General features: G+C 33.4%; 27 protein-coding genes and 1 pseudogene. 2 read left to right on the top strand and 26 right to left on the bottom strand.

Annotation, left to right across the window (positions count from 1 at the left end):
* Window positions 1-297: 297 nt before the first annotated feature.
* The 11 genes from ABVM53_RS00210 to ABVM53_RS00160 all read right to left on the bottom strand — a co-directional run bounded on the left by ABVM53_RS00210 (window position 298) and on the right by ABVM53_RS00160 (window position 11,115).
* The gene (locus tag ABVM53_RS00210; protein WP_405328076.1) at window positions 298-1,251 is read right to left on the bottom strand and encodes a hypothetical protein; all 954 of its coding nucleotides are present in this window, start codon (window positions 1,249-1,251) and stop codon (window positions 298-300) included.
* Window positions 1,252-1,522: 271 nt separating this feature from the next.
* Window positions 1,523-1,948: a hypothetical protein gene (locus tag ABVM53_RS00205; RefSeq protein ID WP_405328073.1), complete on the bottom strand. Its 426-nt coding sequence runs from the start codon at window positions 1,946-1,948 to the stop codon at window positions 1,523-1,525.
* A gap of 32 nt (window positions 1,949-1,980) precedes the next feature.
* Entirely contained in the window at window positions 1,981-2,457 is a 477-nt protein-coding gene (locus ABVM53_RS00200) for a cupin domain-containing protein (protein WP_405328071.1), read from the bottom strand.
* 144 nt (window positions 2,458-2,601) lie between these two features.
* Window positions 2,602-3,279, bottom strand: a complete 678-nt coding sequence (locus tag ABVM53_RS00195) for an SCO family protein (protein WP_405328068.1) — start codon at window positions 3,277-3,279, stop codon at window positions 2,602-2,604.
* A complete protein-coding gene (locus ABVM53_RS00190) occupies window positions 3,266-3,889 on the bottom strand; it encodes a toxin-antitoxin system YwqK family antitoxin (RefSeq protein ID WP_405328065.1) in 624 nt (207 codons plus the stop codon). Before ABVM53_RS00190 ends, ABVM53_RS00195 begins: the two co-directional genes overlap by 14 nt.
* A gap of 8 nt (window positions 3,890-3,897) precedes the next feature.
* Window positions 3,898-4,668 (bottom strand): YHYH protein, encoded by a 771-nt coding sequence (locus tag ABVM53_RS00185; protein WP_405328062.1) that lies wholly within the window; start codon window positions 4,666-4,668, stop codon window positions 3,898-3,900.
* A gap of 411 nt (window positions 4,669-5,079) precedes the next feature.
* Entirely contained in the window at window positions 5,080-5,745 is a 666-nt protein-coding gene (locus tag ABVM53_RS00180) for a hypothetical protein (protein ID WP_405328060.1), read from the bottom strand.
* A 124-nt stretch (window positions 5,746-5,869) separates the two neighbouring features.
* Entirely contained in the window at window positions 5,870-6,634 is a 765-nt protein-coding gene (gene map / locus ABVM53_RS00175) for a type I methionyl aminopeptidase (protein WP_405328057.1), read from the bottom strand.
* A 268-nt stretch (window positions 6,635-6,902) separates the two neighbouring features.
* On the bottom strand, window positions 6,903-7,883 hold the full coding sequence (locus ABVM53_RS00170; protein ID WP_405328055.1) for an alpha/beta hydrolase: 981 nt from the start codon (window positions 7,881-7,883) through the stop codon (window positions 6,903-6,905).
* Window positions 7,884-8,205: 322 nt separating this feature from the next.
* Window positions 8,206-8,835 (bottom strand): hypothetical protein, encoded by a 630-nt coding sequence (locus ABVM53_RS00165; protein WP_405328053.1) that lies wholly within the window; start codon window positions 8,833-8,835, stop codon window positions 8,206-8,208.
* 141 nt (window positions 8,836-8,976) lie between these two features.
* Entirely contained in the window at window positions 8,977-11,115 is a 2,139-nt protein-coding gene (locus ABVM53_RS00160; protein ID WP_405328050.1) for a hypothetical protein, read from the bottom strand.
* A gap of 328 nt (window positions 11,116-11,443) precedes the next feature.
* Here ABVM53_RS00160 and ABVM53_RS00155 point away from each other — a divergent pair.
* Window positions 11,444-11,710, top strand: a pseudogene (locus tag ABVM53_RS00155) (hypothetical protein); the annotation flags it as partial.
* Window positions 11,711-11,832: 122 nt separating this feature from the next.
* On the opposite strand, the gene ABVM53_RS00150 reads toward ABVM53_RS00155, so the two are convergent.
* The 13 genes from ABVM53_RS00150 to ABVM53_RS00090 form a co-directional block, all read right to left on the bottom strand.
* Complete coding sequence (locus ABVM53_RS00150) at window positions 11,833-12,504, bottom strand: hypothetical protein (RefSeq protein WP_405328047.1); 672 nt, start codon at window positions 12,502-12,504, stop codon at window positions 11,833-11,835.
* Between the two features lie 52 nt (window positions 12,505-12,556).
* The gene (locus ABVM53_RS00145; RefSeq protein ID WP_405328044.1) at window positions 12,557-13,420 is read right to left on the bottom strand and encodes an IS3 family transposase; all 864 of its coding nucleotides are present in this window, start codon (window positions 13,418-13,420) and stop codon (window positions 12,557-12,559) included.
* A complete protein-coding gene (locus ABVM53_RS00140) occupies window positions 13,417-13,797 on the bottom strand; it encodes a transposase (protein ID WP_371455994.1) in 381 nt (126 codons plus the stop codon). The genes ABVM53_RS00145 and ABVM53_RS00140 overlap by 4 nt, the downstream gene beginning before the upstream one ends.
* 210 nt (window positions 13,798-14,007) lie before the next feature.
* Window positions 14,008-14,514, bottom strand: a complete 507-nt coding sequence (locus tag ABVM53_RS00135) for a hypothetical protein (RefSeq protein ID WP_405328040.1) — start codon at window positions 14,512-14,514, stop codon at window positions 14,008-14,010.
* A 156-nt stretch (window positions 14,515-14,670) separates the two neighbouring features.
* Entirely contained in the window at window positions 14,671-15,555 is an 885-nt protein-coding gene (locus ABVM53_RS00130) for a hypothetical protein (RefSeq protein WP_405328037.1), read from the bottom strand.
* Window positions 15,556-15,860: 305 nt separating this feature from the next.
* The gene (locus ABVM53_RS00125; RefSeq protein WP_405328034.1) at window positions 15,861-16,319 is read right to left on the bottom strand and encodes a hypothetical protein; all 459 of its coding nucleotides are present in this window, start codon (window positions 16,317-16,319) and stop codon (window positions 15,861-15,863) included.
* A gap of 157 nt (window positions 16,320-16,476) precedes the next feature.
* Window positions 16,477-17,214: a hypothetical protein gene (locus ABVM53_RS00120; RefSeq protein WP_405328031.1), complete on the bottom strand. Its 738-nt coding sequence runs from the start codon at window positions 17,212-17,214 to the stop codon at window positions 16,477-16,479.
* Window positions 17,215-17,366: 152 nt separating this feature from the next.
* Window positions 17,367-17,987, bottom strand: a complete 621-nt coding sequence (locus ABVM53_RS00115) for a hypothetical protein (protein WP_405328028.1) — start codon at window positions 17,985-17,987, stop codon at window positions 17,367-17,369.
* A gap of 146 nt (window positions 17,988-18,133) precedes the next feature.
* The gene (locus ABVM53_RS00110) at window positions 18,134-19,168 is read right to left on the bottom strand and encodes a S41 family peptidase (RefSeq protein WP_405328025.1); all 1,035 of its coding nucleotides are present in this window, start codon (window positions 19,166-19,168) and stop codon (window positions 18,134-18,136) included.
* 389 nt (window positions 19,169-19,557) lie between these two features.
* On the bottom strand, window positions 19,558-21,381 hold the full coding sequence (locus ABVM53_RS00105) for an ABC transporter ATP-binding protein (protein ID WP_405328023.1): 1,824 nt from the start codon (window positions 21,379-21,381) through the stop codon (window positions 19,558-19,560).
* Window positions 21,382-21,489: 108 nt separating this feature from the next.
* A complete protein-coding gene (locus ABVM53_RS00100) occupies window positions 21,490-23,208 on the bottom strand; it encodes a phospho-sugar mutase (protein ID WP_405328020.1) in 1,719 nt (572 codons plus the stop codon).
* 59 nt (window positions 23,209-23,267) lie between these two features.
* On the bottom strand, window positions 23,268-24,215 hold the full coding sequence (locus tag ABVM53_RS00095; RefSeq protein ID WP_405328017.1) for a glycosyltransferase family 2 protein: 948 nt from the start codon (window positions 24,213-24,215) through the stop codon (window positions 23,268-23,270).
* A gap of 6 nt (window positions 24,216-24,221) precedes the next feature.
* On the bottom strand, window positions 24,222-24,752 hold the full coding sequence (locus ABVM53_RS00090) for a DUF4199 domain-containing protein (RefSeq protein WP_371456795.1): 531 nt from the start codon (window positions 24,750-24,752) through the stop codon (window positions 24,222-24,224).
* 209 nt (window positions 24,753-24,961) lie between these two features.
* Here ABVM53_RS00090 and ABVM53_RS00085 point away from each other — a divergent pair, with 209 nt between their 5' ends.
* On the top strand, window positions 24,962-25,213 hold the full coding sequence (locus ABVM53_RS00085) for a type B 50S ribosomal protein L31 (protein WP_028375723.1): 252 nt from the start codon (window positions 24,962-24,964) through the stop codon (window positions 25,211-25,213).
* 82 nt (window positions 25,214-25,295) lie between these two features.
* Here the strand turns inward: ABVM53_RS00085 and ABVM53_RS00080 are convergent, their stop codons facing one another.
* Window positions 25,296-25,520, bottom strand: coding sequence for a DUF6095 family protein (locus tag ABVM53_RS00080; RefSeq protein ID WP_405328013.1), 225 nt, complete (start codon window positions 25,518-25,520; stop codon window positions 25,296-25,298).
* Window position 25,521: 1 nt separating this feature from the next.
* Window positions 25,522-26,334 carry an N-acetylmuramic acid 6-phosphate etherase gene (murQ, locus tag ABVM53_RS00075; protein WP_405328010.1) on the bottom strand — a complete coding sequence of 271 codons (813 nt, stop codon included), beginning with the start codon at window positions 26,332-26,334 and terminating at the stop codon, window positions 25,522-25,524.
* Between the last annotated feature and the right edge of the window lie 46 nt (window positions 26,335-26,380).

The raw sequence follows: 26,380 nt of genomic DNA, 5'->3' as shown, positions 1-26,380 counted from the left end.
CTCATTAGCAGTTTACTTCTTTGCAGTTTCCTATATTGTTATACGTGCGTTGGTAAGAAATAGCTATTTTTTAAGTCTTGGCTCTTCGTGGCGGAAAAAATAAATTTGCTGTTTTTACGGTTGGCTTTTACAGTTCAAATGTTCAATTTTAGCATGATTTTTGGATTATGCACAACGGTCATTTACGGGTTAATATGCGTTAATTTTCGACTTGTCATAGACGTTAGCAATTTCGAGTGGATTCCGATGTAGTTGAATCCGCCGTAATTGCGGTTATATATTGTTACAAAACGTTTTTTATTTTCCACGTAATTCCATTAAATCAGCTGGTTTATATTTTTCGCAATAAACTTCAAGTCCGAATTTCATAATTAAAGCGATTATTGTTGCCGAAATCATTTTTATCCCAATTCCTAGACTAGCTAAACAAGCGATTACTGCACTTCTGATGTAATTTTTGCTTAAAACCATTCCCATTCCGTTTTTAAACCAAACTTGATAAATTTCACTTTTTGGGTCACAAAGAGAATTATACAACACTCTTTTGACTGATTGAAATACAGTTTTACCAACTTCTTTATCTTTAATTTTTTCTTCTGGGCTTGGTAAAGCTAATCTTTCAGCAGAAGGAAGTTGTTTAGTTGAAAACTCGTGTACCTGAAACAGTAAATATTTAGTGTGTTGGGGAACGTTTTTGCCTAACGAAAGATAGATTTCAGATTCAGTTTTTCTTGTAACAAGTTTAACTATTTCTTTTTCTAATTCTTCCTCGGTGAAGTGCTCTTCTTCTTTGTTTTTTAATGAATACAATGCGGTTTCTTCATTAAATCGGTCTATAATTTCCTTTCTAAATTGACTTCTAGTGCGTTCGGATTTTATGACTGAATCATTGTGAAGAACTTCTTTTATTAATGGTTTAGCTTTCTCTATTTCTTCTTTTCGCAGGTAACAAATAGCCAGAAGCGCAGTAGCTTCCAAATATAGTCTTGTTCTATCCGAAACCAGTTTTCTGTTTTCTTCCAAGCCTCTAATCGCAAAGTCTAGCTCATCAAGTTCCAAAGCCAATTCATAAAGTCTATTTTTTGATTGCAGAAGTCTTGTTAAGTGTCCAGTTTTACGAAGAACAGTTTGTAAGTCCACGACCAACCTCTTTGCTGTTTCAAAATCTCTATCCCCAATAGCAATTTTTAATTTCGGTTCTAAAATCCGTAATCTTTCTTTTTGCTTATCTGTAAGTTTCGGTGGTCTCAATGTTTCTCTTAAATGTTTTGTAACCAAATATAAGTACAAGCACTTATATTTCCGTTAACTATTCATTGTTAAATGCTTGCAACTATTAATAATTCGTTGAAAGCTGATTGTAAGATAAATGTAAGGTATTAAGTACTACCAAATTTACAGAGATCTGTAATTGATGAAATTTTGAAGTGGTGGGATTTACTTAAAAGTACAGACCTCACGGTTTACTGTATGAGAAGAGCCTATTCCGAAGAAATCAAATTAAATGCGCAATGAAGATATTTTAATTTAAATCATAACGCTGCAGTTCGTTTTTTAGTTCTGCTAGTGAAATGGGATCTACAATTTGGGTGTTAACTATAAATTCTTGTTTTGAGGTAATAAGCTTTAAATCGCCGGCAAATTCTTTAATCGATTTAAGTTGGGTAAGATGAATATGTTTTGGAAATAACGTGTGCTTAGTCAATACTCCATTTCTAAGTGTGAGGTATTGCTTTTTATATTCAAAATAATATATACCAAGTAGAGTAGTGCCTCCAAAAATTTGTCCACTTCCTATAACAGATAGTGAATTATCCGCTCCGGTGACTAATAGTTCTACCACAAAGAGTAACAAACCCGTACCAAAAAAGAATAACCCCAATCTTAAATTGTTAGTCAATCGTTCTTTAGCGTATCTAATTGTTATCATTTCGCTTTCGTATTCCATTAGAAATTTAAAAGGCTTGTGTAGAGCTATGTTTAGTGATTTGTTAGTTTTTCTGCTACGCTATCATAATATTCCTGCGTAACTACTTCGGTCCAGGTGGTAGGCTGTTCTTCACCATATAGCGCCAGATAGGTCACATCACTTGTTTTTGTTGAAGAGTGCCAATGCTCTGTATCTTTCTCGCATTTAATTATATCCCCTTTTTTTAAAATCACGGGCTGGGTTCCTCGCTCTTGATAATAAGCTTCGCCATCTACGATTATTAAAACTTGTGCCGAGCCGTGTTTGTGCCAGTCTAAGGTAGAATTTGCTTTAAATGTAGCTTTTGTAATCGCATAGCCCAGTTCCTGATCATCGTGTATAATACTATTTAACCAGGCTTCACCTATGTAATGCGTATTTGGTGCTTTTGTTCCCGGCGTTAAATAGGAGGAGACCTTATAATCTGATTTCTGAGAAAAAACTGACGTAGAAATTAAAATTAGCAGGAGTAGTATTAGATTCTTCATAGTAAAAGTCGTCGTATAGAATAGCATTAAGTACAGTTAAAAATTAGGCATCCATAACTTCTTGTGAGGTGCGGTCAAATTCAAAACATAAATTAGTAATTCTAAACCAATTCTCGAATGTTTTTTATGAAGTATCTAAAATAGCTAGTTTTCTTTTTTCAGCGTTTTGATGTCTGTAATTAATTGGGCAATGGAGGCTCTGTTTAAGCCGTTATAAATGCCTCTGATATGTTTATTTTTATCAATAAGTAGAAAGTTTTCGGTATGTAAAAAATCGTCTATGCTTTTAGGTTCACCCAAATCATTTTCTACAAAGTACTGATCTCTGCCTAATGAATAGATTTCATTTTTATCGCCTGTAACCAGGTGCCATTTATTATCAATAACACTATTGGTTTCTGCATACTCTTTTAAAACTTCAACGGTATCTGTACTGGGCATTACCGAATGAGAGAGCAAGAGAACATCTTCATCATTTTTAAATTCCTCCTGAATTTTAAACATGTTATCTGTCATTTGTGGACAAATCCCAGGACAAATTGTAAAGAAAAAATCTGTAACGTAAATTTTCCCTTCAAAGGTCTGCTGGGTTACTGGTTCTCCCAATTGATTGACAAAATTAAAATCAGGTATTTTATGGAATGCTTTTTCATCTGCGCTATTGGGTGTTATCCATCGTGGGGTGAAAGACTCATCATCGTAGTACGGCAAATATGCAACCCGGCTAGTTTCAGCGACCTCGGTTTTTTCCTGTTTTGTTTCGCTCTTACAACTGAGCACTAAAAGAAGTAGGATACCTATTAAAAAATTATATTTTTTCATCTTTAATGATTTGTTCGTTTTCTAACCTGTAACACGAGTTGGCACGACGCATCCCAAAAATGCGACCATTTTTTGCTTCGTAGTTCACGTATAGCGTTCCGTTTTGCAACCAGGCTTGTTGCAAGCCTTCTTCATTTCCGTTAAGCAGTTGGCGCTTTTTAGCAAGCTGCCCGGTGGGATACCATTCTTTTTCTACGCCCTGTTTTTCCCCTTGCTCATAATAGGATTGCGAAGCCAGAACTCCGTTTTCCCACCAGGTAGTGTACGTACTGTCTAATTTGTTTTGCCTGTAGTAAGATTCAATACGCAGAACTCCATTTGCCGACCATTTTCTGGCAATTCCCGTTCTTTTTCCATTCTGAAATCGCAACTTTTCGCCCAGCGTGTCATTAGAATGAAATTTTAAAGAATATCCTGAATAAGGGATATTATTATAATACCACTTTCCTTCATTCTGATTGAGTACCAGATCTTCTTTTAAAACTTCGGTCGTATCTATAACAAGAGCTAGTTCTGAAGCTGATTTGTTTAAAGAGTTGCTTTTAGTGTCTATAGTTTTGGTACAACTACAACCCAGTAATAATGGTATTAGGTAAACTAAAACTTTCATAGCGATTATTAATATCCTTGATACGGTCCTGCAAATGCAATGTAAGATCCCGTGTTTGAGTAGAGTTCGTTAATTATGTGATAATGGTATTCTTCTTCGCCCGCAGTGTATTGCGTGGATGTGATGTGACCTCCCGAAGCATCCAGATCTGTAGGGTAGCTCCCGGTTGAATTACATTTTCTCCCGTAAAGAAAAACGCCGTCCAGCAGAATACCCACTAATGCATCATCATCATCTGTAAAAGCTTTTGGCTCTAGGTGGTAGTGATAAACACCCGGCCCAATATGCGCACCAGTCCAGTCTAAACTCCCTGCTGCCTGATCTAAAGCACCGCCACCTTCCTGATCGTTAAATATAGAGGAGCCGCTCACTGCGATCCCAATAGTGTTAAGCTGTGTAGCTACCGAATTACCGGTGAGATTAGGAGTAGCATCTACCGAAATCGTCACGTCGTTGTTGTTGCTAGACATAATAGACGGAGTTCTATCAACATCTGCCTCTTCTTTGTAAAGTGTGTGCCCTTCGCCCCAGTAAACGGTCTCGTGATTAGGCAGACCGGTGGTTTCAATAACCACTTTAGATCCATCGAGATAAATAGTAGTTGCCTCGGGGTTAAATGCTGAAAATGCAGCGTGTAGTTCAGTTACTGTTTCTTCCTCTTGTTCAGCGGTTACGACACCATCTTCGCTTTTTGAACAGCAAATAAATACGGTAGAGATTATAGCAACACAAACTGCAATAGAGATATTTATTTGATTTTTTGTGATCGATTTTTTCATTTTAACCTGATTTATAAGTTATTATGAAACTAAAGTAACTGTTTTTAGGGTACTAGATAAAACCGATCAGCGAATGCGTTCAACTTTTCAGCGAACTCTTGTTTTAAGCCGTAAATATGATTTACTGCGTAAGAGAAATCGGTGGAATTTTTAGATTTCGGCTAAAATAATATGGTATCCTGTGGAATTAAAAGTAGCGGGAATATCACCCAAGCTGGATCAAAAAAATGGGATAAGAATAAAGCTGTAGCGCTAATGAAACTATTGAATTACTGAGTTGTTTTAGAATTATTCTTTCGCTTAGTCCTCGAGTAAAATAATGCGAGCTCGCGAGAATAATTTGTTAGTTGGCTGTTTAAAGTGAGCACGATGGTTGAATTTGAACCTTCTTTTATAGTTTCAGCAAATATTTTATTCTAGAAATTCCATTTGAATAAGAAAATAATGAGGTATAGCAAATTTTTTCCCGAAGTTCTCTGGATTAATTTCAGAATAAGCAACTTGACAATATTGACCTGCACCGCTTTCTGTGATGTATGGAGTTATGATAGCCAGTAAGTAGAAAGGCTTTTTAATATCTTCTATTAAATAATCCTTTCCTCCAATAAAATCTTTTGTTGCATAGCGGGTTTTATTTTTTTCTTCTAAAGCGAAATAGGATTTTTTACTGCCAAAATTTACACCTCTTATCCAGGTTTTTAAATTTTCATCATCTAATTTAGTCAGTAATTTGAATGACATAGTGGTAGAATCAGTTTTGAAAAATTCACTATCTCTTTCATCGAAAAGAGTTTCTTTTTTCACCAGATCACCTTCCTTAAATTCTTTTAAGGTAATTACAAAAGCTTTGTTTTTAACTGTAGGTCCAGAGATCTTAAATAATGATTGAGATATATTCTCAAAGTCAAAAAAAGTTCTTAAGTCCTCATTTTGAACCCCCATTTTTAATTCAATCTTTATTTGATCATTTTCAGGAATATCTTTTTCTCGAGAAGAATTTAAATCTACATTTTGTAAAGTTTGAGCATTTATGAAAGATGTAAATAGGACAAATAGACTAAAAAGTTTTCTCATCATTTAATTTGTTTTACTAAAGCTAACAGTTTTGTAAGATTAATTACGTTGTTTAAGCGCTTAAACTTGCTAATGCCCACTGAAAAGTTAATTAAAGAATATATTTAGTTGTAGGGAAGAGTAGGAATTAATTATAAATTTCATTCGATTTGGTTAAAATCACCGGGTATGTATCGGTTACCAATATTGTTTGTTCGTGTTGAGCTACATATCCACCTTTATTACCTACCAGCGTCCAGCCGTCGTTCAATTCTACTGCAGCAGTTGAGTTTGTCGAAATAAATGTTTCAATTGCAACTGTGGTATTTTTTTTAAAACGTTCTCTGTTACTTTTTACTCTATAGTTTAAAATATTTTCAGGCTCTTCGTGTAAACTTCTGCCCACACCATGACCAGCCAAGTTTTTAATAACTTTAAACCCAGACTTTTTAGCTTCAGTTTCTATTAGATATCCAATTTCAGAAATTTTCACTCCGCCTTTAATACTCTTTATTGCCTTCTGTAAAATAGTTTTAGAAGCATCTACAAGAGGTTGGTGATTATGAATATCTTTTCCGAGAACAAAAGAACCCCCATTGTCAGACCAAAATCCGTTTAATTCTGCGGAAACATCAATATTGATCAAATCTCCTTCTTTCAATATTTTTTCTTCAGAGGGTATTCCGTGTGCTGCCTCATTATTTATACTTATACAAGAATAACCCGGAAATCCATAAGTTTCATAAGGTGCTGATTTAGCACCATAACTTTTTAATAGTTCGCCACCATATTCATCTAAAGTCTTCGTTGACATTCCCACTTTAGCATATTCTCTCATTAATTTTAGTGTAGTTCCAACAACTTCACTAATTTCTTTCATTCCGAGTAAATCTGATTCTTTTGTTATTGACATTACAGCGTTTTTACGTGGCTATAGATTTTTTAATACGTTTAAAATTTAATACTATTTTTTAAGATTGAGGTGCAGAATACTATATTTCCAATCTTAATAATTTAGCAAAAGCAGGTTCTGCTTTTCAGTGGAAATATTTTGTCTAAAATTTCAAACAGAAAATTATTCGATTTTGAATTCTGTAGTTGTTGATAGAATCCATTTTTATTGTCGAATACCATTTATAATCTTTAGCGATTCACTGCAATTGGTAACCGTTTCCAAATCTTTAATTGGATAGGTATTTCTCAATTTTCTCTAAAACTTCGTTATCCTTCACAATGTTTAGGTGATTTACACCTTGCAAGATTTGTATATCGACGTATCGAGAAGCCGGACTAAAAACTTCCTTGAATTTATTGGGATAGAAACTTTCATCCTCAGAACCCACTAAAACTAAGCTGCTTGTTTGTAGGTGGTTAATGTCCTCTTTATAGTTTTTAGGCGCAAAATTGACTGCCATACGGTAGGAATAGGATTTATTCTGTAGGCTGTCTTCATAAGCTTTAGGTCTGTTAAAAAAGAGAACCGGTTTTTTATTATAATTTTCAATACCTATAGTATTAAGCATCGATAAACCAACCCATCTTTTGATTCCAACTGTTACCCAACCGCCACTTTTCGGTTTTACAGTAGGAGCGTCGTGTCCTAGATATGGAGCTATCATTATTGCTTTATCAACTTTGGTTAGATTTGCATTAGCGGTATATCTTAAAACTAAACCGCCACCGGAAGAATGTCCTGCTAATACTATTTTCTTAGCCTTCAAACTTTCTTTTGCGTAGTTGATAATATCTTCGATATCTTCTTCTAATTGACCAATGTAATTAATGTCTGGTTGATCTTTGAGATTACGTCCATGACCTCTCAAATCTGGTGTAATTACAGTGGCAAAGTTATCGTTAGAAATAGTTCCTGCTAGTGGTTCCAGGTATCGACTTTCTGATCCACTTCCGTGAATTAAAATTAAAACAGTTTTAGACTCACTAGGATAAATTTGACTAAATAATTCATTGCCATCGCGCATTGAAATCCAGTGCTCTTGTTTTTTAAAGCTTTTTACTGAAAGCGTATCTATCGAACTGTAATCATAATTTTTGGTAGATTCTTTTTTAGGTATTGGCCAATTGATTAGTACAAATGCAGTCAAGAAGAATAAGCATATGTTAACTACCAGAAAGAGTATTACTCGCTTTAGAATTTTATTCATCGTTTGATATTTATTTATGGCCAAAAGTATTCTAGACCATAAATAATTTTTAACAAAACTCACTGAGTTGTCTAATTGGATTGCTCAATTGTATTGGCTGCCCGAAATGTTGTGAATGGAGTAGTGGTTGTGTAACAAATTAAAAAAAAAATACTCACAAAATCCTAAAAGGATTTTGTGAGTAGGCGAGGGAAGTCAAAGTAATTCCACTCCTATTTCTCGAACTAAAATGCATTTAAATGACCTAATCCAGTTGAGGCCAAAATTTCTCGTTTAATAAATTATCTTCTGGTTAATTTATTCATTAATAATTGCGGGGAATTTATTTATTCATACGTTGAGTTGCTTCCCAAACATAGTCTTTTGCAAATTCGCCGAAATAACTAATATAGTTTCCGTCTTTTGAGATTACTACAAAACTGCTACAAGGATAATGATATTCAAAAAATAATCTTTCGACAATTCCTTCTGGGTCTTTGTACCAAGTCAAACCTCCATCTTGTTTTTCTAAACCATCATTATTTTTATATATATAAATGGGTTTAGTTTGAGCAATTTGATTTATTCCATCTTCTAATTGTGCGAACCAAACTTTCCTTGATTCTTTGGTAGCTGAACCACTTGAATGACAAGGGTCTTTTCCTGGATAGTAAATTATAACTATTGGTTTGGTTGAATCTATTTCTTGGTTTGTTTCTTTCTCAAGCAGTGATTCCAATAAAACTCTATTTGTTATTTTCCCACTTTTTTCTCTTAAAGTCAGTTTTTTATGATTAGCAGAATCTCCAGGAGTATCTAATAATTTATTTGTAGAACGAATACGGTTGAACTTTGATTTACTTATTTCGACATTGTTTTCGTCGAAGTATTTGGTGTTATCATTTCCAACTTTTGAGGAGGAACAAGAACTAATTAAAGCACCAAATAGTAAGATTAGTAGGATTTTTTTCATATATGTTTTTTATGGTAGTGTGTATGGTTAATCACGTGGTTCAGCACCTAATTTAGCAAATATGTTCAAGATAAAAGAGTCGCGATGTTTTGAAATGTAAGTACTTACCGATAATAAATAGTATGAATGGTTGACAAAAATTTAATTACAATTTCCATCTACTAGATCTTGTATAGACGGATTTCTAAGATTATTTTCAACAATGTAGTTTCCTTTATATGAGTTTTTAGTGAAATAAGATGCTAAGGAACAAAAATTTGATAATTCTGAATTTCCGTATATTTCTATATTCTTATCAATCATAGATATAGATTCCAATCCGTTTAAACTTTCTAAGAAATCATTTCCTCTTATTTCTAAAGTCCCATTGATTTGAGCTAATTTATTTAACCCAGTTAAATTTTTTATTTTTCTATTGTAATTTATACTTATCCCTTGATCTGAAAAGCCATTTCCAATTGACTTAACATTAGTCAATCCCTCTAAATTAAGCATATTATCGCAGCGTTGAATTTTTAATATTTTCCCAATTTTTTCTAAGCTTTCTAACCCTTCTAAAGTAGTAATGTTTGATTCTTCAAAGGTTATTTCTTCAACAAATTGTAACTTATTAAATCCTTTTAAATTGGTTAATCCTCCACCATATGCGATAAATATATAGTCTAATTGAGTTAAATTATTGAATACTGGTAATTGCGTTAAGTTATTACTTCCTTCTAAAACAAATCCATTTAGTGTGACTATTCCTGAGATAGCATTAATATCATTAAGTGATTCGTTCTGAATTAGATGCATCGTTTTTTTAATGTATTTCAAATTCTGAAGACCATCAAAGCTTGTGAGAGAATTATTTGATGTTACATTTAATGAACCATTAACTTCTGTTAAACGTTGCAAACCATTCATACTTATAAGATTTTGATTTTCATTTATTGTCAATCCAGAATAAAAGCTGCCACTTCCTATAGATTTTACATTTTCAAAACCTTTAAAATCTATAAGATTATCGCAGGAAATGAGTTCAAATTTATTATCGATATACTCCAAATTTTCAAGACCTTCTAAACTCAAAATGTCAGATTGAAAAAAAAGTAAATTTCTAACAGATTTTAGATTTTTAAAACCTTCTAAACTTGTTAAGCCTCCACCGTATCTAATTTCAATAGAACTCATTACTGTTATGCTTTTGAAAACGGGTAATTGAGTCAAAGCATTGCACCCGTCAATTTTTAAAGCATTAAAAGTGTTTAATGTTTTTAAAGCATCAATATGAAGTAGAGTTTCGTTATTGTTTAAATATAAATAATCCAAGTCTACCATATTCTCCAATCCGTTCAGATTGGTCAAGGAAGGATTTTCGCCTATGTATGTAGATCCTCTTATAATTAAAAGATTGTTTAAACCTTGTAGATTAAAAATTTTGGGATTCGAATTAATTGCTAGATTATTATAAATCAATAATAGGCTTTCTAATCCTATCAAATTCTTGAGGTTGTCATTTAACCCAATTCCTAGAGTTCCTATTTTATATAAAGAATCAAAACCCTCCAAGTTTTTAATTTTAGGATTGCGTATTACCTCTAGAATGGGAAGTTCTCCCAAGTTAGTTATACCTACAAAATTTTCCAATGATGTATTGTTATCTATAACTAAATGTCTCCCAACAAATTTTAGATTTTGAAGTCCATCAAAATTCTTTAATATCGATGTACCTTTTATATTTAATTCATAGTTCACAAATACCAAATCTTTCAGTGGATTAAGGTCGGTTACAGTGCCTTCAATCGTCAAACTACCTTTGATTGTCTGATAATTATTAGCGCCAAATATATTTACCTGCTCCTGTGTAGATAAGGTGACGTCACCTTCAAACACTTTTTCATTTAAGGCAGTAAATTGTATCTCGTTTCCATAACCTGTACCTTCACTATTTATGGCATACGCTTTAACATAATACGTCGCACCTTGTTCAAGTTCAATTAATTCAATTGAAAATTCATTACCTTCATTTATTGGCAGTTCAAGCCTATTTATATTATTTTCTATTGTAGGATTAGGTGAATGCCCTATTAAAAGACCTTGCTCAGTGAGTTCAGAATTACCAATATTTAATACTTTACCACTTAAAATTACTGAATATACCGTCAAATTTCGAGCTTGATTAGTAAGTAATTTAGGAAGTATCAATTCTTCTTCTATAATAATTTCTTCAGATTCATCCTTGTCGCACGAATAGAAAATAAATAGTATAGGTATAATCAAAAGTATTAGTTTTTTCATATTTGACATGATCAATATCTTAACGCGAGAAGTTTTATTAATTTATACTTCTTCAATTTAGTTTTTTCTTTTAAAAAAGCCTTCATTTAAGATTTGATAATCTGGAAGATTCTATTTTAAGGCTTTTAATAGTCTTCTGCATTCCAATACTTTTCTGAGCCCGTTATGTAGTGCTGTTTGATTTTTTATAAGCTGCTTTTCTGAGATCGTTTTGAAGTCTGGTCCTTTGGGTAAATAGGGTCTTATTAATCCCATTAATTCAGCAAAGGAGGTATAAGCAGGATTACAGTATTGCAACCCGCGATCAGAGTAATGAATAAACTAGAGAAGATACAGTAATAAGGAGCACAGAAATCTTTTATTTTTATGTGCCTTTAATACCTGTAAGCAAAACAAGGGCTGCAAGGAAATCTATGAAACAATTGCAGCAAGTTATCTCCGACCATTGAGGTAGTAAAGAGAGGAAAACTTGAGTAAGAAATTAGCATTAATCGCAGTAGCCAATAAGTTATTAAAACAAGCCTTTATCATTGCTAAATCAGGATTACCCTACAAAGAAAATCTTGTTTACATTCTTTCTAAAAGGATAGTATAAAAAAGTATAAATAAAACAGTTAAGGTCTGTAGTTACAGATTTTAGCAAAGGATACGTAGGTCTACTAATTTAATCAAGAAAAGAGTTGTTTTTCACCTCAGTTCTTTGTTGTGGTGTCGTTTTTATTTAATTTTAAGAAAAGTATTTTTCCCTATTTTGTATTTATTTAATTTATCTGCTTTTATCATATATCCAACAGTTGATGCTATAAACCTGCCATTGTCAAAGTCTAATTCCTTTTTAAGTTTTGACTGTTGAAAGTCTCCTTTAATTTTAATTGTATTATAAATTCTTGATGAAAGTTTTACTCTTTCGAATGCTTCTTCGACGTCAGATTTGTAAAATTTTAACTCATCAAAAAAGTCAATTATATCCGCTATATTTTTTAATTGTCCTTTTATTCCATTTACAGAAAAATATATAAGTCCTTTGCAAATAGCTGGAATGCTTTTTATATCAAAACTATTGTAGTGTTTGTAATTGTAGCAAATTAAGGGCTCTATAAGTCCAATACTAATTTGACAATTTAATAGTAATTCGCTTATATTATTTTCCTTATCAGCTTTTTGGATTTTTTCTAAAGTTTCAAAATAAAGGTCATTTAGATATTCTATTGTATTTCCTTTATATGTCGACCGTAATTTTTTTAAAATTTCAGGAGGATTGTTATGGTCAGAAGGATAATAAATGGTTTGTTCCTCATATATTCTAATCCTTTCTTTATAGTCGTGATTTTGTCTTGCCTTTTCTAAAGCTTCTGTTCTTATTTTGTAAAGTTTCTTACAATCTTCCATTTTTGTCTTGTAATGAAATAGGTTGACCAGTTGCCGGTTTACTATTTTGTTTTTATTGGGTTACTAATATCGGTATTTTTCTGTATTGTCTGTAATTATGGTTTTGATTACTGTGAGCAAAGTCTGGAGTTTTAAACTCCAGGCTGTAGTGCATTCGTTTTGAATTGTAGATTTTGACTGCTCTTTTCACCATTTTCTGAACTAATTTCAGACTCACAATTGTTTTACCCAATCCAAATTCCTGTTTTAATATTCCGTTTATTCGTTCGGCTACGGCATTCTCATAGGGGTCGTATTGCTGGGTCATACTGATGTTGATCCCGTTTCTCTCCGCGAAGTTAGTGTAGGTAGGGTTACAGTACTGCAGACCGCGGTCGGAGTGATGAATGAGCTTTTGGTCGGGGTATTTTCTTTGTTTTAAAGCTATTTTGAGCGCATCAATGCAGAGGCTTGTTTTCATATGATCATCGATTTTGTAACCCATAATTTTTTTAGAATAAGCGTCTGTTACCAGCGCCAGATATGCATTACCACTATCTGTTTTAATGTAGGTGATATCGCTTACCCACAGCTGTTCTGCAGCTGTAGGGATGAAGTTTTTAATCAGGTTGGGATATTTATAAAAATGATGCTTAGAGTTTGTTGTAATGTGTGCTCTTTTAGTTCTGGGTATGAGCAGGCGATGTCTTCTAAGAAGTAGATAGAAACGATCTCTTCCCATTTTAATGTTCTTTTCAATAAGTGCCGGCTTGATTGATTTATACAGCTTTAAACTGCCCGTTTTTGGCATTTCCTTTCTGACCTGTTCAACAAGGTTAAGTATGGCTTGTTCTTGCTGGTTAGACTTTTGATGTGTTGCCAGACGCTTGTAAAAAGCTTGTTTAGATATCCCGAAGCATTGGTAGACCCATTTCATTTTAAAAGGTCTCTTTTGCGTTTTTCTATTTCTTTGGCCAATGCTTCGGGCAAATGCTTTTTTGCCAGATCGAGTCCTGATAGGTTCTCCAGGTTAGCGATGTAATCCCTTTGAAACTCTTTGATAAACTCGAGTTCTTCGATCTTATCTTTTAGCTTTTTGATCTCATCTTGTTTACTCATACCTCGTTTCTTTTGTTCTAAGGTACTGTATTTTTTTAGCCAATAATCAATAGAAGATCTTGAAACGTTATAGGATTTGGCAGCGTAGTTAACAGAGATCTGACCGTTCTGGATTTGGTCAATGATCATTAGTTTGAGTTCAAAACTTACTTTTTGGTACTCTTTTTTTGAGCAGGGAGGTTTGTTGTCTTTCATCTTGATCCTGAATTAAATGATTGATTTTTGGTCAACCTATTTCAGGAAATGACGGTTTGTCAAATTGCGTAGAACGTGTTTGTGTATGATTTCGTTGCGTGTTTCAGCACTAAATTTAGCAAATACAAATCAAATAGAAAATCCGTGAGGATTTTCGTAAGTAGGCGAGTATTAGCAATGAATTATACACGGTGTTGGCAAATCGTTATTTTAATTCACCTTCTGTCTTTCACAACCATTAATTCTTTCTTCTTTGGTCAATGTCCAAACGTTAATTGCTTTCTTTTCAAGTTTGTTTTCAGAATCAGGTTCCACCAATTCAATTTCCATAATACATTCAGTCGCAATTTTGTAATCAGAATTTTCTATTAAATATCCATTTACATAAACTCCGTTATCTTTTTCTATTCCGAAAAATTCATTCAATTCAGATTGTGTTCTAAAAGCAGTTTCTTTCTTTAAACTGACAAAAATAATTCCGTTTTCAGTCAGATTGAAGAATTTATGTTCTTTCCGATTTGCTTTGCCTTTAATGACACTTATTTTATCAATCAATTCTTTTGTTGTTCCGATAGCACTTTCATTCCCGATAATGTCTTTTTCAATAATGATTGTCGGACAATTATTTTTCACAGTTGGTAATTTCACGTAAGTATCTTGAGAATAGATATTCGTAAAACAGAAAGTGAAAATTAAAGTAAAAATTATTCTTTTCATTTGAGTTTCGTTAATGTGTGGTAACGTCTCCGGCTATGAGTAGTTGCGTTGGTTAGCACTTAACTTAACAAGTACACACCAAACTGAAATTCCTCACGAATTTTCAGAAATAGGCGAGAACAAGCAATTACTTATAGCCATTGTTAGCACTAGTTTTTACATTCTTCTTGCAATACTTCTCAAAAGTTCAACACCTGTTTCTGTGAATTTCATTTCTCCATCTAAAAATCCCATTTTTTGCAAAGGAAAGGTCAATGATTCGGGATGTTCTGATGGATCATATTTTACTCTTCTTACAAGAAATTCAATAGGCGCATCAAGCAACATATTTATATCTACATCTTTTGAAATAAATCGCATTAAACGTTCTCGCATCATATTATCAATGCTGTGTATAAAGTCATTTTCTCTAGATCTTTCAGCGTTGCGTAGTCTTCTGTTTAGGAAACGCAATTCAGAACTCAATTTTTGAATTTGTTCTTCTCTTTGATTTATTCGCTCTGTAAATTCTTCTCTTTCAGTATCTCCTAGTTGCGCCTTATTCATTAATTCATTCAGCAATTCATTTTTCTGCTTCATTTCCGATTCTAGCTGCTCTTTTTCCGTTTCAAGTTCTTTCTTGGCTTCTTCAATTTCTTCATTGTTATTATTGTTAGGAGATCCGTCAAATTTATCCCTAAGTCCTGTATAACCTTCATCAAGATGTTTTAGCCTCTCTCCAAATCCTGCTTCAATTCTTCCTAATATTTCGGAGATTTCCTTAGTAAACTTATAAGTATTGTCATAGAATTTATTACTTGTATCAGTGGCCTTGAAATAAAATGCTACTGAAAGTCCAATTGAAAAAATAGCTAGTGTCAGAGAAAGTAGATCTGAAAATTCAAATTTCGAGAAATCAAAGTTTAATTCTGAAACGGCTACTTTATATGCTATTAACGCTAAAAGAATAAGTCCACCAATAATTTTAAACCAACTTTCGCGGTCCTTTATTTTGCTTCTAATATCTTCTGGTAGAGTTTCTTTTTTAGTAGTCTTTTCCATTTTGTTTCAAATTAGTGCTAACGGTCTCGTATAACCGTCAGTTACGGGTAAATATGTGTTAATTTTCGGTTTAGAACTGACGTTAGCAATTCCGAGTGGATTCGGACGTAGTCGAATCCGCCGTAATTGCGGTTATACATTGTTGTGGTGCGTATTTATTCAGTTGTTTTATATCGTAATTCTCCATTTTCATAATCAGGTATAACATCAATTTTTGGCCAAAAAGCAATTTTCAATTCGTTTTCAGATTTAATATAGTCATAAGACTCTGTAATTGCTTTTAAGTATTTTTCAATTCCGTCGACTCATTTATCTTCATAATACTCAAATATGAATAACACTTTTTCTGGACTGTCCGCAAAACCTTCTTTAACGCCCATATTCTCAAAATTCTGTTTCATCAGAGTACTTAATTCAGATATTTCGACTTTCCGTTCATTTTTTATAAAACTGTCCATTTGAATGAAAAAAGTGTTTCGAAATCTTGGATGAAACATTGGGATTTCGCAGTATTCAATCGGATAGATATTCCGTATTTTGTTTTCCGTTTCAAGGACAATTTTAGGAATACTGTCAAAACAGACAATTTCTTTAAGTCGGTCAAGTAAATTTTCATAATTGTCGAATTCCGATATTCGAATAGAAACACTTATACTGTCGGCATCTATTTGTTTAAATCCATATTCTTTAATTTCTTTTTTCTTATTCCCACAACTTGCCAAAAGCAGAATAATTATCAAAAATTTGGCGAAGTTTAATTTCATTTCAGAGTTTTGTTTATATGCACCACAACGTCTCCGGCTATGAGTAGTTGCGTGGTTTAGCACTTAACTTTGCAAGTACACACCAAGTTGGAAATTCCGCAGGAATTTCCAAAGTAGGCGAGAACAAGCAATTACTTATAGCCATTGTTGTGCGTAGTTATTTTTTCGAAACGGATTGTCCAAAGAAGTACCCTAAAATCAATAGAAATGCACTTTCTACAATTTTTGAAGTATCAAGCTTTAGAAACATTGCAACCAATATACATATGCTCATTATGAATAATATCAATCCACCAATAATTGAAGCTATTGATTCTTTTGCTAAAATCTTGAGCCAGATTTGTGATTTCTTATCTAATAAATCTAGTTTGCCTTTAGATATTTCTAACTCTTCTTTCATTGAGTTAATTCGCTCCGCTTCTTTATCAATCTCTTTTTCCTGTTCATCAAATTTTCCTGATTGGTCATTTAACTCTTGAATTTCTTGAGATATTTTATCTTTAAGATTACTATCTCCAATATTTTTGATTAATTCAGTAACCGATTGTATTTTATTCTCTCTCGAAGATTTTCTGATTATTTCTAAAATCTCTCTTTTCTTTGCAATTAGATTGTTTGCAATATCATAACCATAACCTACAGCTTGACCTCTATTATTTTCTGGTACATAATAATCCTCGTCTAGAAAATAATTTAAGTCTCCAAGTTTTCTAAGACGTTTATCATCGCTTAAAATTTTGTTGATAAATTCAATTTTGTTTTGAAGTTGTTCAATATTTAGTGTTTCAATTTCTTGCGTAGACAAGCCTAACGAATCAATCGTTTTTTTAAATTTAGTATCAGCTATTTTTTTATAATACTCTTGAGCTTCTTTACCTGTATTAAATTTCTTCATTTTTTTTCTAATTACGCACAACGGTCTCGTATAACCGTCAGTTACGGGTTTTAAGTTACTATTTTTCGGTTTAGAACAGACTTTAGCAATTCCGAGTGGATTCGGACGTAGTCGAATCCGCCGTAATTGCGGTTATACATTGTTGTGCATAGTTATTTTTTCCATATTCCAAATTCGGTACGGATTACATTCAAAATCTCACACATATAAATCAGTTCGTCAATTTCTGGGTAATGTTTTAAATATCCATCGGGATTAGAAAATTCAAATTCGTTGGCTCGATTCCAACCTTTAGCTTGAATTTTAAATCCTTCTCCGTCTAAAATCGCAATCTGTTTGTTCGTTAATTCATATTCTTCAATTTCTTTTCCTCGATATTGTTTTTTTACTTTTTCCACGTTTCCACGAGTTACTAATTTCCATTGAATTTCGCCCAAACTGGGTAATTCCAAAATATGGCTCCGTAAAAAGTTTTGAAAAACAAATTCCATATCATTTTTTGATTTTAATGTTCGTTTGTCAGTCCGTAACTCCGCTTGTCCGTCAACCTTTGCGTAATGCTCGTAAAATTCCGCTGTCCATTTCTGCGATTTATTTTTGAACATTCTAAAAAGAGAAGAATAATTGGTTATTCCACCACCTTGATAAATTCGGACTTCTGTTTCGTAAGTAAGCGAATCAGATAGTTTTAAATCAGAATTAATTTCAGTTACATCTTGTGCTGAAACTCCAATTGAAAATAGAAACATTATTAAAATCTGGATGTTTTTCATAATTATGCACAACGGTCTCGTATATCGACAAGTGGCGCGGAATTATGTATGCGGATTTGTCGGCTTAACGGTTTTGTTTATTATGAAAACTAATTTAGTACTTTTCTGATAAACCCGCCATTTGCGATATACGTTGTTGGGCGAAGTTATTCTCCTCTTGATATAAATTCTATTGCTTCTTGAATATTTCTATCTAGAAGTAAATTTTCAAAATTGTCTTGTTTTGAAACTTTGACATCTGGAATGATTTGCTCATAAAAATTCCCATTTCTATCGCAATCATACCCCACGGTTAAAGCCATATATGCCCCAAATGGTAAATTAGCAAGCGTATTCGTTGTTGTTTTACCATTCGTTTTTTCTCCTATGAAATTCACATTTTTTCTTCCTTTAAAAGCTAATGCCGTTACTTCACCTGAACTACCTGTAGCTAAATTGGTTATGATTGCAACCTTAGCTTCATCAAGCAACATTCCTTTTGGCTTTATGTAAGAGCTTTTCTTAGAATTATTTATATATTTTCCATTTGATAATTTTACGTTCGTAACTTTCTTTTTATTAATATCAAGTACACCCCAAACATCATTATCACCTAGAAAATCATATAATGCTAAAAGCATAGGTGTAATATTCCCACCCGTATTAAATCGTAAATCTATAATCCAACCTTTTATATTTTTTGAACTCTTGATATTATAAATTTCATCATACATCGGTTGTGATAGTTTATGAATGTTTTTCGAGCTAACATCCTCAAACATTATTCCTGGCATCAGAATATATCCATATTCATTATCTAATACTTTGACTTCAAAATTTGGTTTAGTCGAGTATTTTTTTACCCATTGTTCACTAAAATCTTTTTGAGTTGGTGTTTCAAAATTGCCAGAATATGTGTTTTGATTGTAATAAACTTTACAATGGTCTGCATTTAGAAGATTAAATAAAGTTGTGACTTCCTCTAATGAACTATTGAAATCTATATATTCTTTTAAATTTTTCCGAACTTTTGGTTCTATTTCTTTCCAATTTACATTGTCTTTATATAAATATTCGTTTTCCATAATAGAAAACAGCTCATCATAAAAGACTTTGATGCTATCTTGAGAAGTATTTAATTTTTGTGCGTTACAATTGAATGCACAGACTACAATGAATATAAATCTTAAACATTTTTTCATAGATTTCAATATAATTAGGTCAGCAGAATTTTTGTGAATAATTGCGCCCAACAATTGGATATGTGTACATGTACACATATATCCATTTTATATATTTTGTATTAAATGATTGTAACTAGTTGTAAATATTTACAATTACATTCTATAATTAAATGTAGTTAATTATTAGATATTTAGATTACAGAAAACTATAAATACAACGAAATTTCAAAAAGAGTTCGTCTTATAATTGCACCAATATTGAACAATACGGTTTCACCTATGAAAACAAATTTTAATGTCTTGTATAAAAATGCAGTGAATAAAATAGTAATCATAAAAAAAATGCCTCGAAGATTTAATCTTCGAGGCATTTTTTTTAAATCTAGTACTATTAAGAATTAAACATTTTATTCAAAAGACTGCATATCTACCAGTTTTTTATACGTTCCGTTTAAAGCTAATAATTCTTGATGTTTTCCTTGTTCTACGATCTTTCCTTTATTCATTACGATAATTTCATCAGCATTCTGTATAGTAGAAAGGCGGTGCGCAATTACGATAGATGTACGATTCATCATCATATTTTCAAGTGCTTTTTGCACCAGTCGTTCACTTTCAGTATCCAGAGCAGAGGTTGCTTCATCCAGTATCATAATAGGAGGGTTTTTAAGAACCGCTCTGGCAATAGAAAGACGCTGCTTTTGACCACCACTTAATTTGTTTCCGCTATCCCCAATGTTGGTATCTAGTCTAAGTGGCAATTCAGAAACAAACTCCCAGGCATTAGCAATTTTAAGCGCACCTATCACTTCTTCATCGCTAGCATCTGGCTTTCCTAATAAAATGTTATTTCGTACCGTATCGTTGAAAAGAATAGAGTCCTGGGTTACCAATCCCATTTGAGCGCGTACCGAATTTTTTGTAAGGTCTTTTAAATCTATCCCGTCTAGCTTTATCGCTCCCTCATTTACATCATAAAAACGAGTGACCAGATTGGCTATTGTACTTTTTCCGCTACCACTTTGCCCTACTAAGGCCACTGTTTTGCCTTTAGGTATTACTGCACTAAAATTTGAAAGTACCGGCTCATCTTCATAGCTAAATGTTATGTTTTCAATGTGTACCGAGTCTGAAAAATCTGCTGCAACTTGTGCATTTGGTTTGTCTTTAATAATTGTTTCCGTATTAAGTACAGATAAAATACGTTCTGCCGCAGCATCTCCTTTTTTAACGCTATACGACGCCTTACTTATTTGCTTTGCCGGTGTAAGTATCTGATAAGATAATCCTAAAAAGGCTATAAATTGTGATGCTTCGAGCGTATTTTCTATAAGTACCATTTGCCCTCCAAACCATAGAATAATCACAATTACAAAAATCCCTAAAAATTCACTTGTTGGTGATGCGAGATTTTGACGATTAACAAGACTATTTAATATCGAATTTAAGCGGCCGGTGCTAGATCTAAATTTGGCTCTAAATTGATTCTCTCCATTAAAACCTTTTATAATTTTTAAGCTGGACAGGGTTTCTTCAACTATCGATAAAAATGTGCTGTTTTCTTCTTGTGCATTATTCGATTTCCGCTTAAGCGATTTTCCTATGCGTGAAATAATTATACCTGAAATAGGTAAAAACACAAACACAAATAAGGTAAGTTTCGGACTTATTATAACCATTGCTATAATTGTAAAAATGATAGTCAAAGGTTCACGTACTACCATTTCTAAAATAGAAAGAAAAGAATGTTCTACCTCATTTACATCTGCGGTAATTCTCGAAATAGTATCTCCCTTTCTTTTTTCTGAAAAGTAGGAGATAGGAAGCTCCAGTAACTTATCATAAATCGCATCACGTACATCACGCATCACGCCATTGCGTAAAAAGGTAATAAAGAAAGTTGCCAGGTAGCCAAAAATATTTTTAAGAAAAAATAGGATAACCACAATTGCACATATAAAAACAAGTGCCGAAAGTTCGTTATCTGCAACACGCTCACTTACGTTATAGTAAAAGTAATTCACCGCATAATCCTTTGCAGAGCCCCAGCCTTCCCAAACCGGAAGGATAGTAACGCGCTTGCTTTTATCAAAAAGAATTTCGATAACCGGGATTAGTGCTAAAAAAGATAAGGTGCTAAAAATAGCGTAAAGTATATTACAAATGATATTAAGAAACGCAAAGCGCTTGTAGGGAATCGCAAATTGTAATATTTGTTTGAAGTAATTCATAGAGCTCTGGAGCTTGTGAAATTTAATATCTATTCTTAATTATAAATCCACCAGTGATTTAAAATACTGGTGGATTTAAATGATTAGCTAAAATGATTTGATAACTTGTTACAGACCTAATTCTTTACGAATTCCTGCTATTTTATCATCAAGCTTTTTTTCTGTTTGTTCTAAATCTTCCAGACTGTCTGCCGTATCATTTACACTAATGTAAAATTTAATCTTAGGCTCTGTACCACTTGGTCTGGCTGCTATACGCGAACCTTTATCTGTGTGGTAAACCAGAACGTTAGATTTAGGTATTTCAATATCTGTAGAGCTTCCAGTATTTACTTTTAATGATTTTGAACTTGCATAATCATCTATCTGCACAATACGTTCTCCAATTATTGTTGTCAACGGGTTTTCACGCAGATTTACCATTGTTTTTTTAATCTCTTCTGCTCCAGATATTCCTTTCTTAACTAGAGAGGTAAGATCTTCTTTGTAAAACCCGTGCTTTACATATAAATCTTGTAATTTTTTATAAAATGACGAACCTTCACTTTTTGCTTTAGTCAAAATCTCACAAGCAAGTAGGGTAGCGGTCACCGCATCCTTATCGCGTACAAAATCGCCTACCATATAGCCAAAACTCTCTTCACCACCACCTATAAAATGTTGATTAGGGTGATCTTTAATCATTTTAGCAATCCATTTAAAACCGGTAAGACCCAGTTTACATTCTACATCATAGGATTTTGCTAAAACTTCCATCATAGGTGTAGAAACAATCGTAGAGCCTATAAATTCGGTGCCGTTTGTCTTGTTATGCTCAAAGTAGTTATCGAGTAAAAAGTCGGTCATAACAACCATAGTCTGGTTTCCGTTAAGTAAAACCAATTTGCCAGAATTATCACGAACAGCAATACCCAGACGATCGCAATCAGGATCTGTACCTATTACGATATCTGCATTTTTCTCTTCAGCAAGATCCATTGCCATTTTAAGGGCTTCTGGCTCTTCTGGGTTCGGGGATTTAACCGTAGGGAAATTACCATTAGGCTCGCGCTGTTCTTCTACAACGTGTACATTTTTATAACCGGCTTGCTCTAGAACATCAGGAATTATAGTTACCGAAGTACCATGTAGCGGCGTAAAAACAATTGTTACATCATCACGGTGGTTATTAAGTTCAGAAAAGCTTCCGTTTTCTAATGAAGCTTCAATAAAAGCTTGATCAACTTCTTTATCTATATAGGTGATATGCTCCTTTTTTGCTGAAAAGTTAACTGCACTGTAATCGAGTTCTTCGATAAGCGCAACAATTTCAGAATCTTGTGGTGGTACCAGCTGTCCTCCGTCTTGCCAGTACACTTTGTAACCATTATATTCTGGCGGATTGTGACTTGCAGTAAGTACAATACCACAATGGCAATCTAAGTGCTTAACCGCAAAGCTTAATTCTGGTGTAGGTCTTAAATCACTAAATAGAAATACTTTTATATCATTTGCAGAAAAAACATCTGCAACAACCTGGGCAAGCTCTTTACTATTGTTACGGCAATCATAAGCAATTGCAACTTTTGGAGTCTCATTAGGAAAAGACTTTTTAAGATAATCAGATAAGCCTTGTGTATTTTTTCCTAATGTATATTTATTGATTCGGTTTGTACCTACGCCCATAATACCGCGCATTCCTCCCGTACCAAATTCTAGATTTTTATAAAAACTCTCATTTAAGTCTTCGCTGTTATTTGCTATTAACTTTTTTACTTCCTCTTGAGTGGTTGCGTCAAAGGTTGGAGATAACCATGCCTCCGCTTTCGCAGTAATTTCAGGATTCATAGTGCGCAATTAATTAGTTTAAATTCAAAAATAGTCATTTCGATTAACGTACACTTTACTTAAAATCCCTTTTTATCTTTTATAAGATATCTGGGTCTTTCATTTTTTGTACGCTGTAAAAGTTCGCCAAGAAAACCGGCGATAAAGAGTTGCATACCTATAATCATACTTGTAAGTGCAACATAAAACTGGGGGCGCTGTGTTAATAAACGAGCTGTAGTATTTATAAATAATTTATCGATACCTAAATAGGCTAGAAGGCCAAAACCTATTAAAAACATAATGGCTCCAAGTGTACCAAATAAATGCATAGGTCGTTTTGCAAAATGGGTTACAAACCAGATCGTTAATAAGTCTAGAAACCCTTTTATAAACCGGTCTGCGCCAAATTTTGTTTGGCCATATTTGCGAGCTTGGTGCTGTACTGTCTTTTCGGTAATATTTGTAAAGCCTGCATTTTTTGCGAGTAAAGGAATATAACGATGCATATCGCCATATACATCTATATTTTTTACGACTTCGTTGCGGTATGCTTTTAAGCCACAATTAAAATCATGCAATTGGAGTCCGCTGGTTTTACGGGCAGCAGCATTAAACAATTTTGACGGAAGATTTTTTGCTAATACAGAATCGTATCTCTTTTTTTTCCATCCTGAAACAATATCGTATCCCTCTTCACTTACCAGCCTGTAAAGTTCTGGTATCTCGTCTGGACTGTCTTGAAGATCGGCGTCCATAGTAATAACCACGTCACCTTCTACGGCAAGAAAGCCGGCATTTAATGCCTGGCTTTTGCCATAGTTTCTGTTAAAGCGTAATCCTTTAATATTGGGATTGCTTTCTGAAAGTTCTTCAATGAGTTGCCAAGAACCATCTGTACTACCATCATCTATAAATAGAAGCTCATACGTTAATTGCTCTGAAGTAATAACTTTTAAAAGCCAGTTATAAAGCTCTTGTATAGATTCTTTTTCGTTAAGAAGAGGTATAACTACCGATAGTTGCATACTGTATTAATCTTGATACGGATTCTCTGTTTTAAGTACGAGACCGCTTATAAGTGATATAATGAAACCAAAAAAGATACCGCCCACAATTTGAAATGAAGATTGTACCCAAGGACGCGCAAAATTACTTGCCATAGCAAGACCTTGATCTATTTGTGCATCTGTCATATTTGGAGATTGCTCGATCATCGCTTCGCGTTGCTTTTCTACAATTTGATCTACTAATCCTGGCTCAATAAAAGTTAAGAAGATAAAATTATAAACAGCAGCTATAAGTGCACCGGTAATTGCAATACCTACACCCACTTTTAAAGCTTCTTTAAAACTCATATAACCGCCATTCCCATTCTTATAGACTTTTTGACCGTATACGATCATACCTATCATAATAGCAAAACCTATTACAGCCGTAATCCAGTTTTGATCGAGTAGACTATTAGTAATATAAAGAATAACAGCTTGTATTATAGATAATACACCTAGTAAGGTTCCATAAGTTAAAGCGACTTTACCTGTAGTTTGTTTTTGATCGTTCATCTTGGTTAAGATTTAAGTTTGTAAAAGTAAGTATTAGGTATATATAGACCTATATTTTTAATAACTCATAAGTAGTTATTAGTTACTTAATGTTACAATTAGAATCTTTTTTAAAGAAAAGATAAATATTATTGAAAATAGGCTTGTTAGATTATAAATTATTTCTAAATTTGCACCTCAAAATTCAGCAGATTTTAAAGCATTTTACGATGAAAAAAGAGATACATCCAGAAAATTTTAGAGTAGTAGCATTTAAAGACATGTCTAACGATGATGTGTTTTTAACTAAATCTACTGCCAATACAAAAGAAACAATTGAAGTAGAAGGTGAAGTTTACCCATTGGTAAAACTGGAGATTTCAAGATCATCACACCCATTTTACACCGGTAAATCTAAATTAGTAGATACTGCTGGTCGTATTGACAAGTTTAAGAACAAATACAAGAAATTTGCTAAATAAGCAATTTCATAGAGTATATAGAAAAAGCCTTTGCAATTTTGTAAAGGCTTTTTTATTTGTCTATTAATTAGAAATTTGGCTTTTACTTTTTACCGAACATCGAATTCATAATACGGTTGATGCCTTTAAAACCAAAGTAAATCGCTAGTACCGCGGCAACACCACCTAATACAAGTACGGGGATATAAAGTGGATGTTCTTGATTTTTAAAAGCTTGGTATATAAGACCTGGGCCTAAGAACATAAATAACAGCGACATCGCCATTGTTTGTACTCCCTTTGCTAATGCATCTTTATCTGTTCCCATTTTATTTGATATAATTGGTTACGGCACCTCGTACAGAGCCATATTCTTTTAAAAGTTTTGCAGCTTCCTCATTAGAGACTTGTAGTTCTGCCTGAATCATGCGAATGCCCCGTTCTACAAGTTTATCATTGCTCAATTGCATATCGACCATTTTATTTCCTTTCACCTTTCCCAGCTGAATCATAGTTGCTGTAGAAATCATATTCAACACGAGTTTTTGAGCTGTTCCTGCTTTCATTCTACTGCTTCCGGTTACAAATTCTGGTCCTACGACCACTTCAACCGGTAGTTGTGCTTCTAAGGAAATTGGACAATTAGCGTTACAAGTTATGCTTCCGGTAGATATACCATTTTCATTACATTTTTTTAATGCGTGTAATACATAGGGTGTCGTACCAGATGCAGCTATACCTATTACAATATCATTTTTAGAAATCGCATACTGTTGTAAATCTGACCAGCCTTGAACGGTGCTATCTTCAGCAAATTCGACTGCCTTACGTATTGCAGTTTCACCTCCGGCAATTAACCCGATGACTAATTCGTGAGGTACTCCAAAAGTAGGTGGACACTCAGATGCATCAACAACGCCAAGGCGACCACTTGTACCTGCACCCATATAAAAAAGTCTTCCGCCTAACTTTAATTGTTCGACTACTTTTTTAACTAATCGTTCAATCTGTGGTAAAGCCTTTTCTACTGCGTAGGGTACAGTTTTATCTTCGTTGTTAATAGCCGATAGTAATTCAGAGACAGATTTAGTTTCTAAATCAGAATGGTTTGAATCTTGTTCAGTTACTTTGGTAAAGCTCATGGGGACTAATATATATTGCTATCAATTCTACAGAATCAACAGGATT

The organism is Leeuwenhoekiella sp. LLG6367-2.1 (assembly GCF_045055775.1).
Taxonomy (GTDB): domain Bacteria; phylum Bacteroidota; class Bacteroidia; order Flavobacteriales; family Flavobacteriaceae; genus Leeuwenhoekiella; species Leeuwenhoekiella aequorea.
The sequence above is the reverse complement of the archived record's forward strand: the minus strand, read 5'-3'. Positions and strand labels throughout refer to the sequence as shown.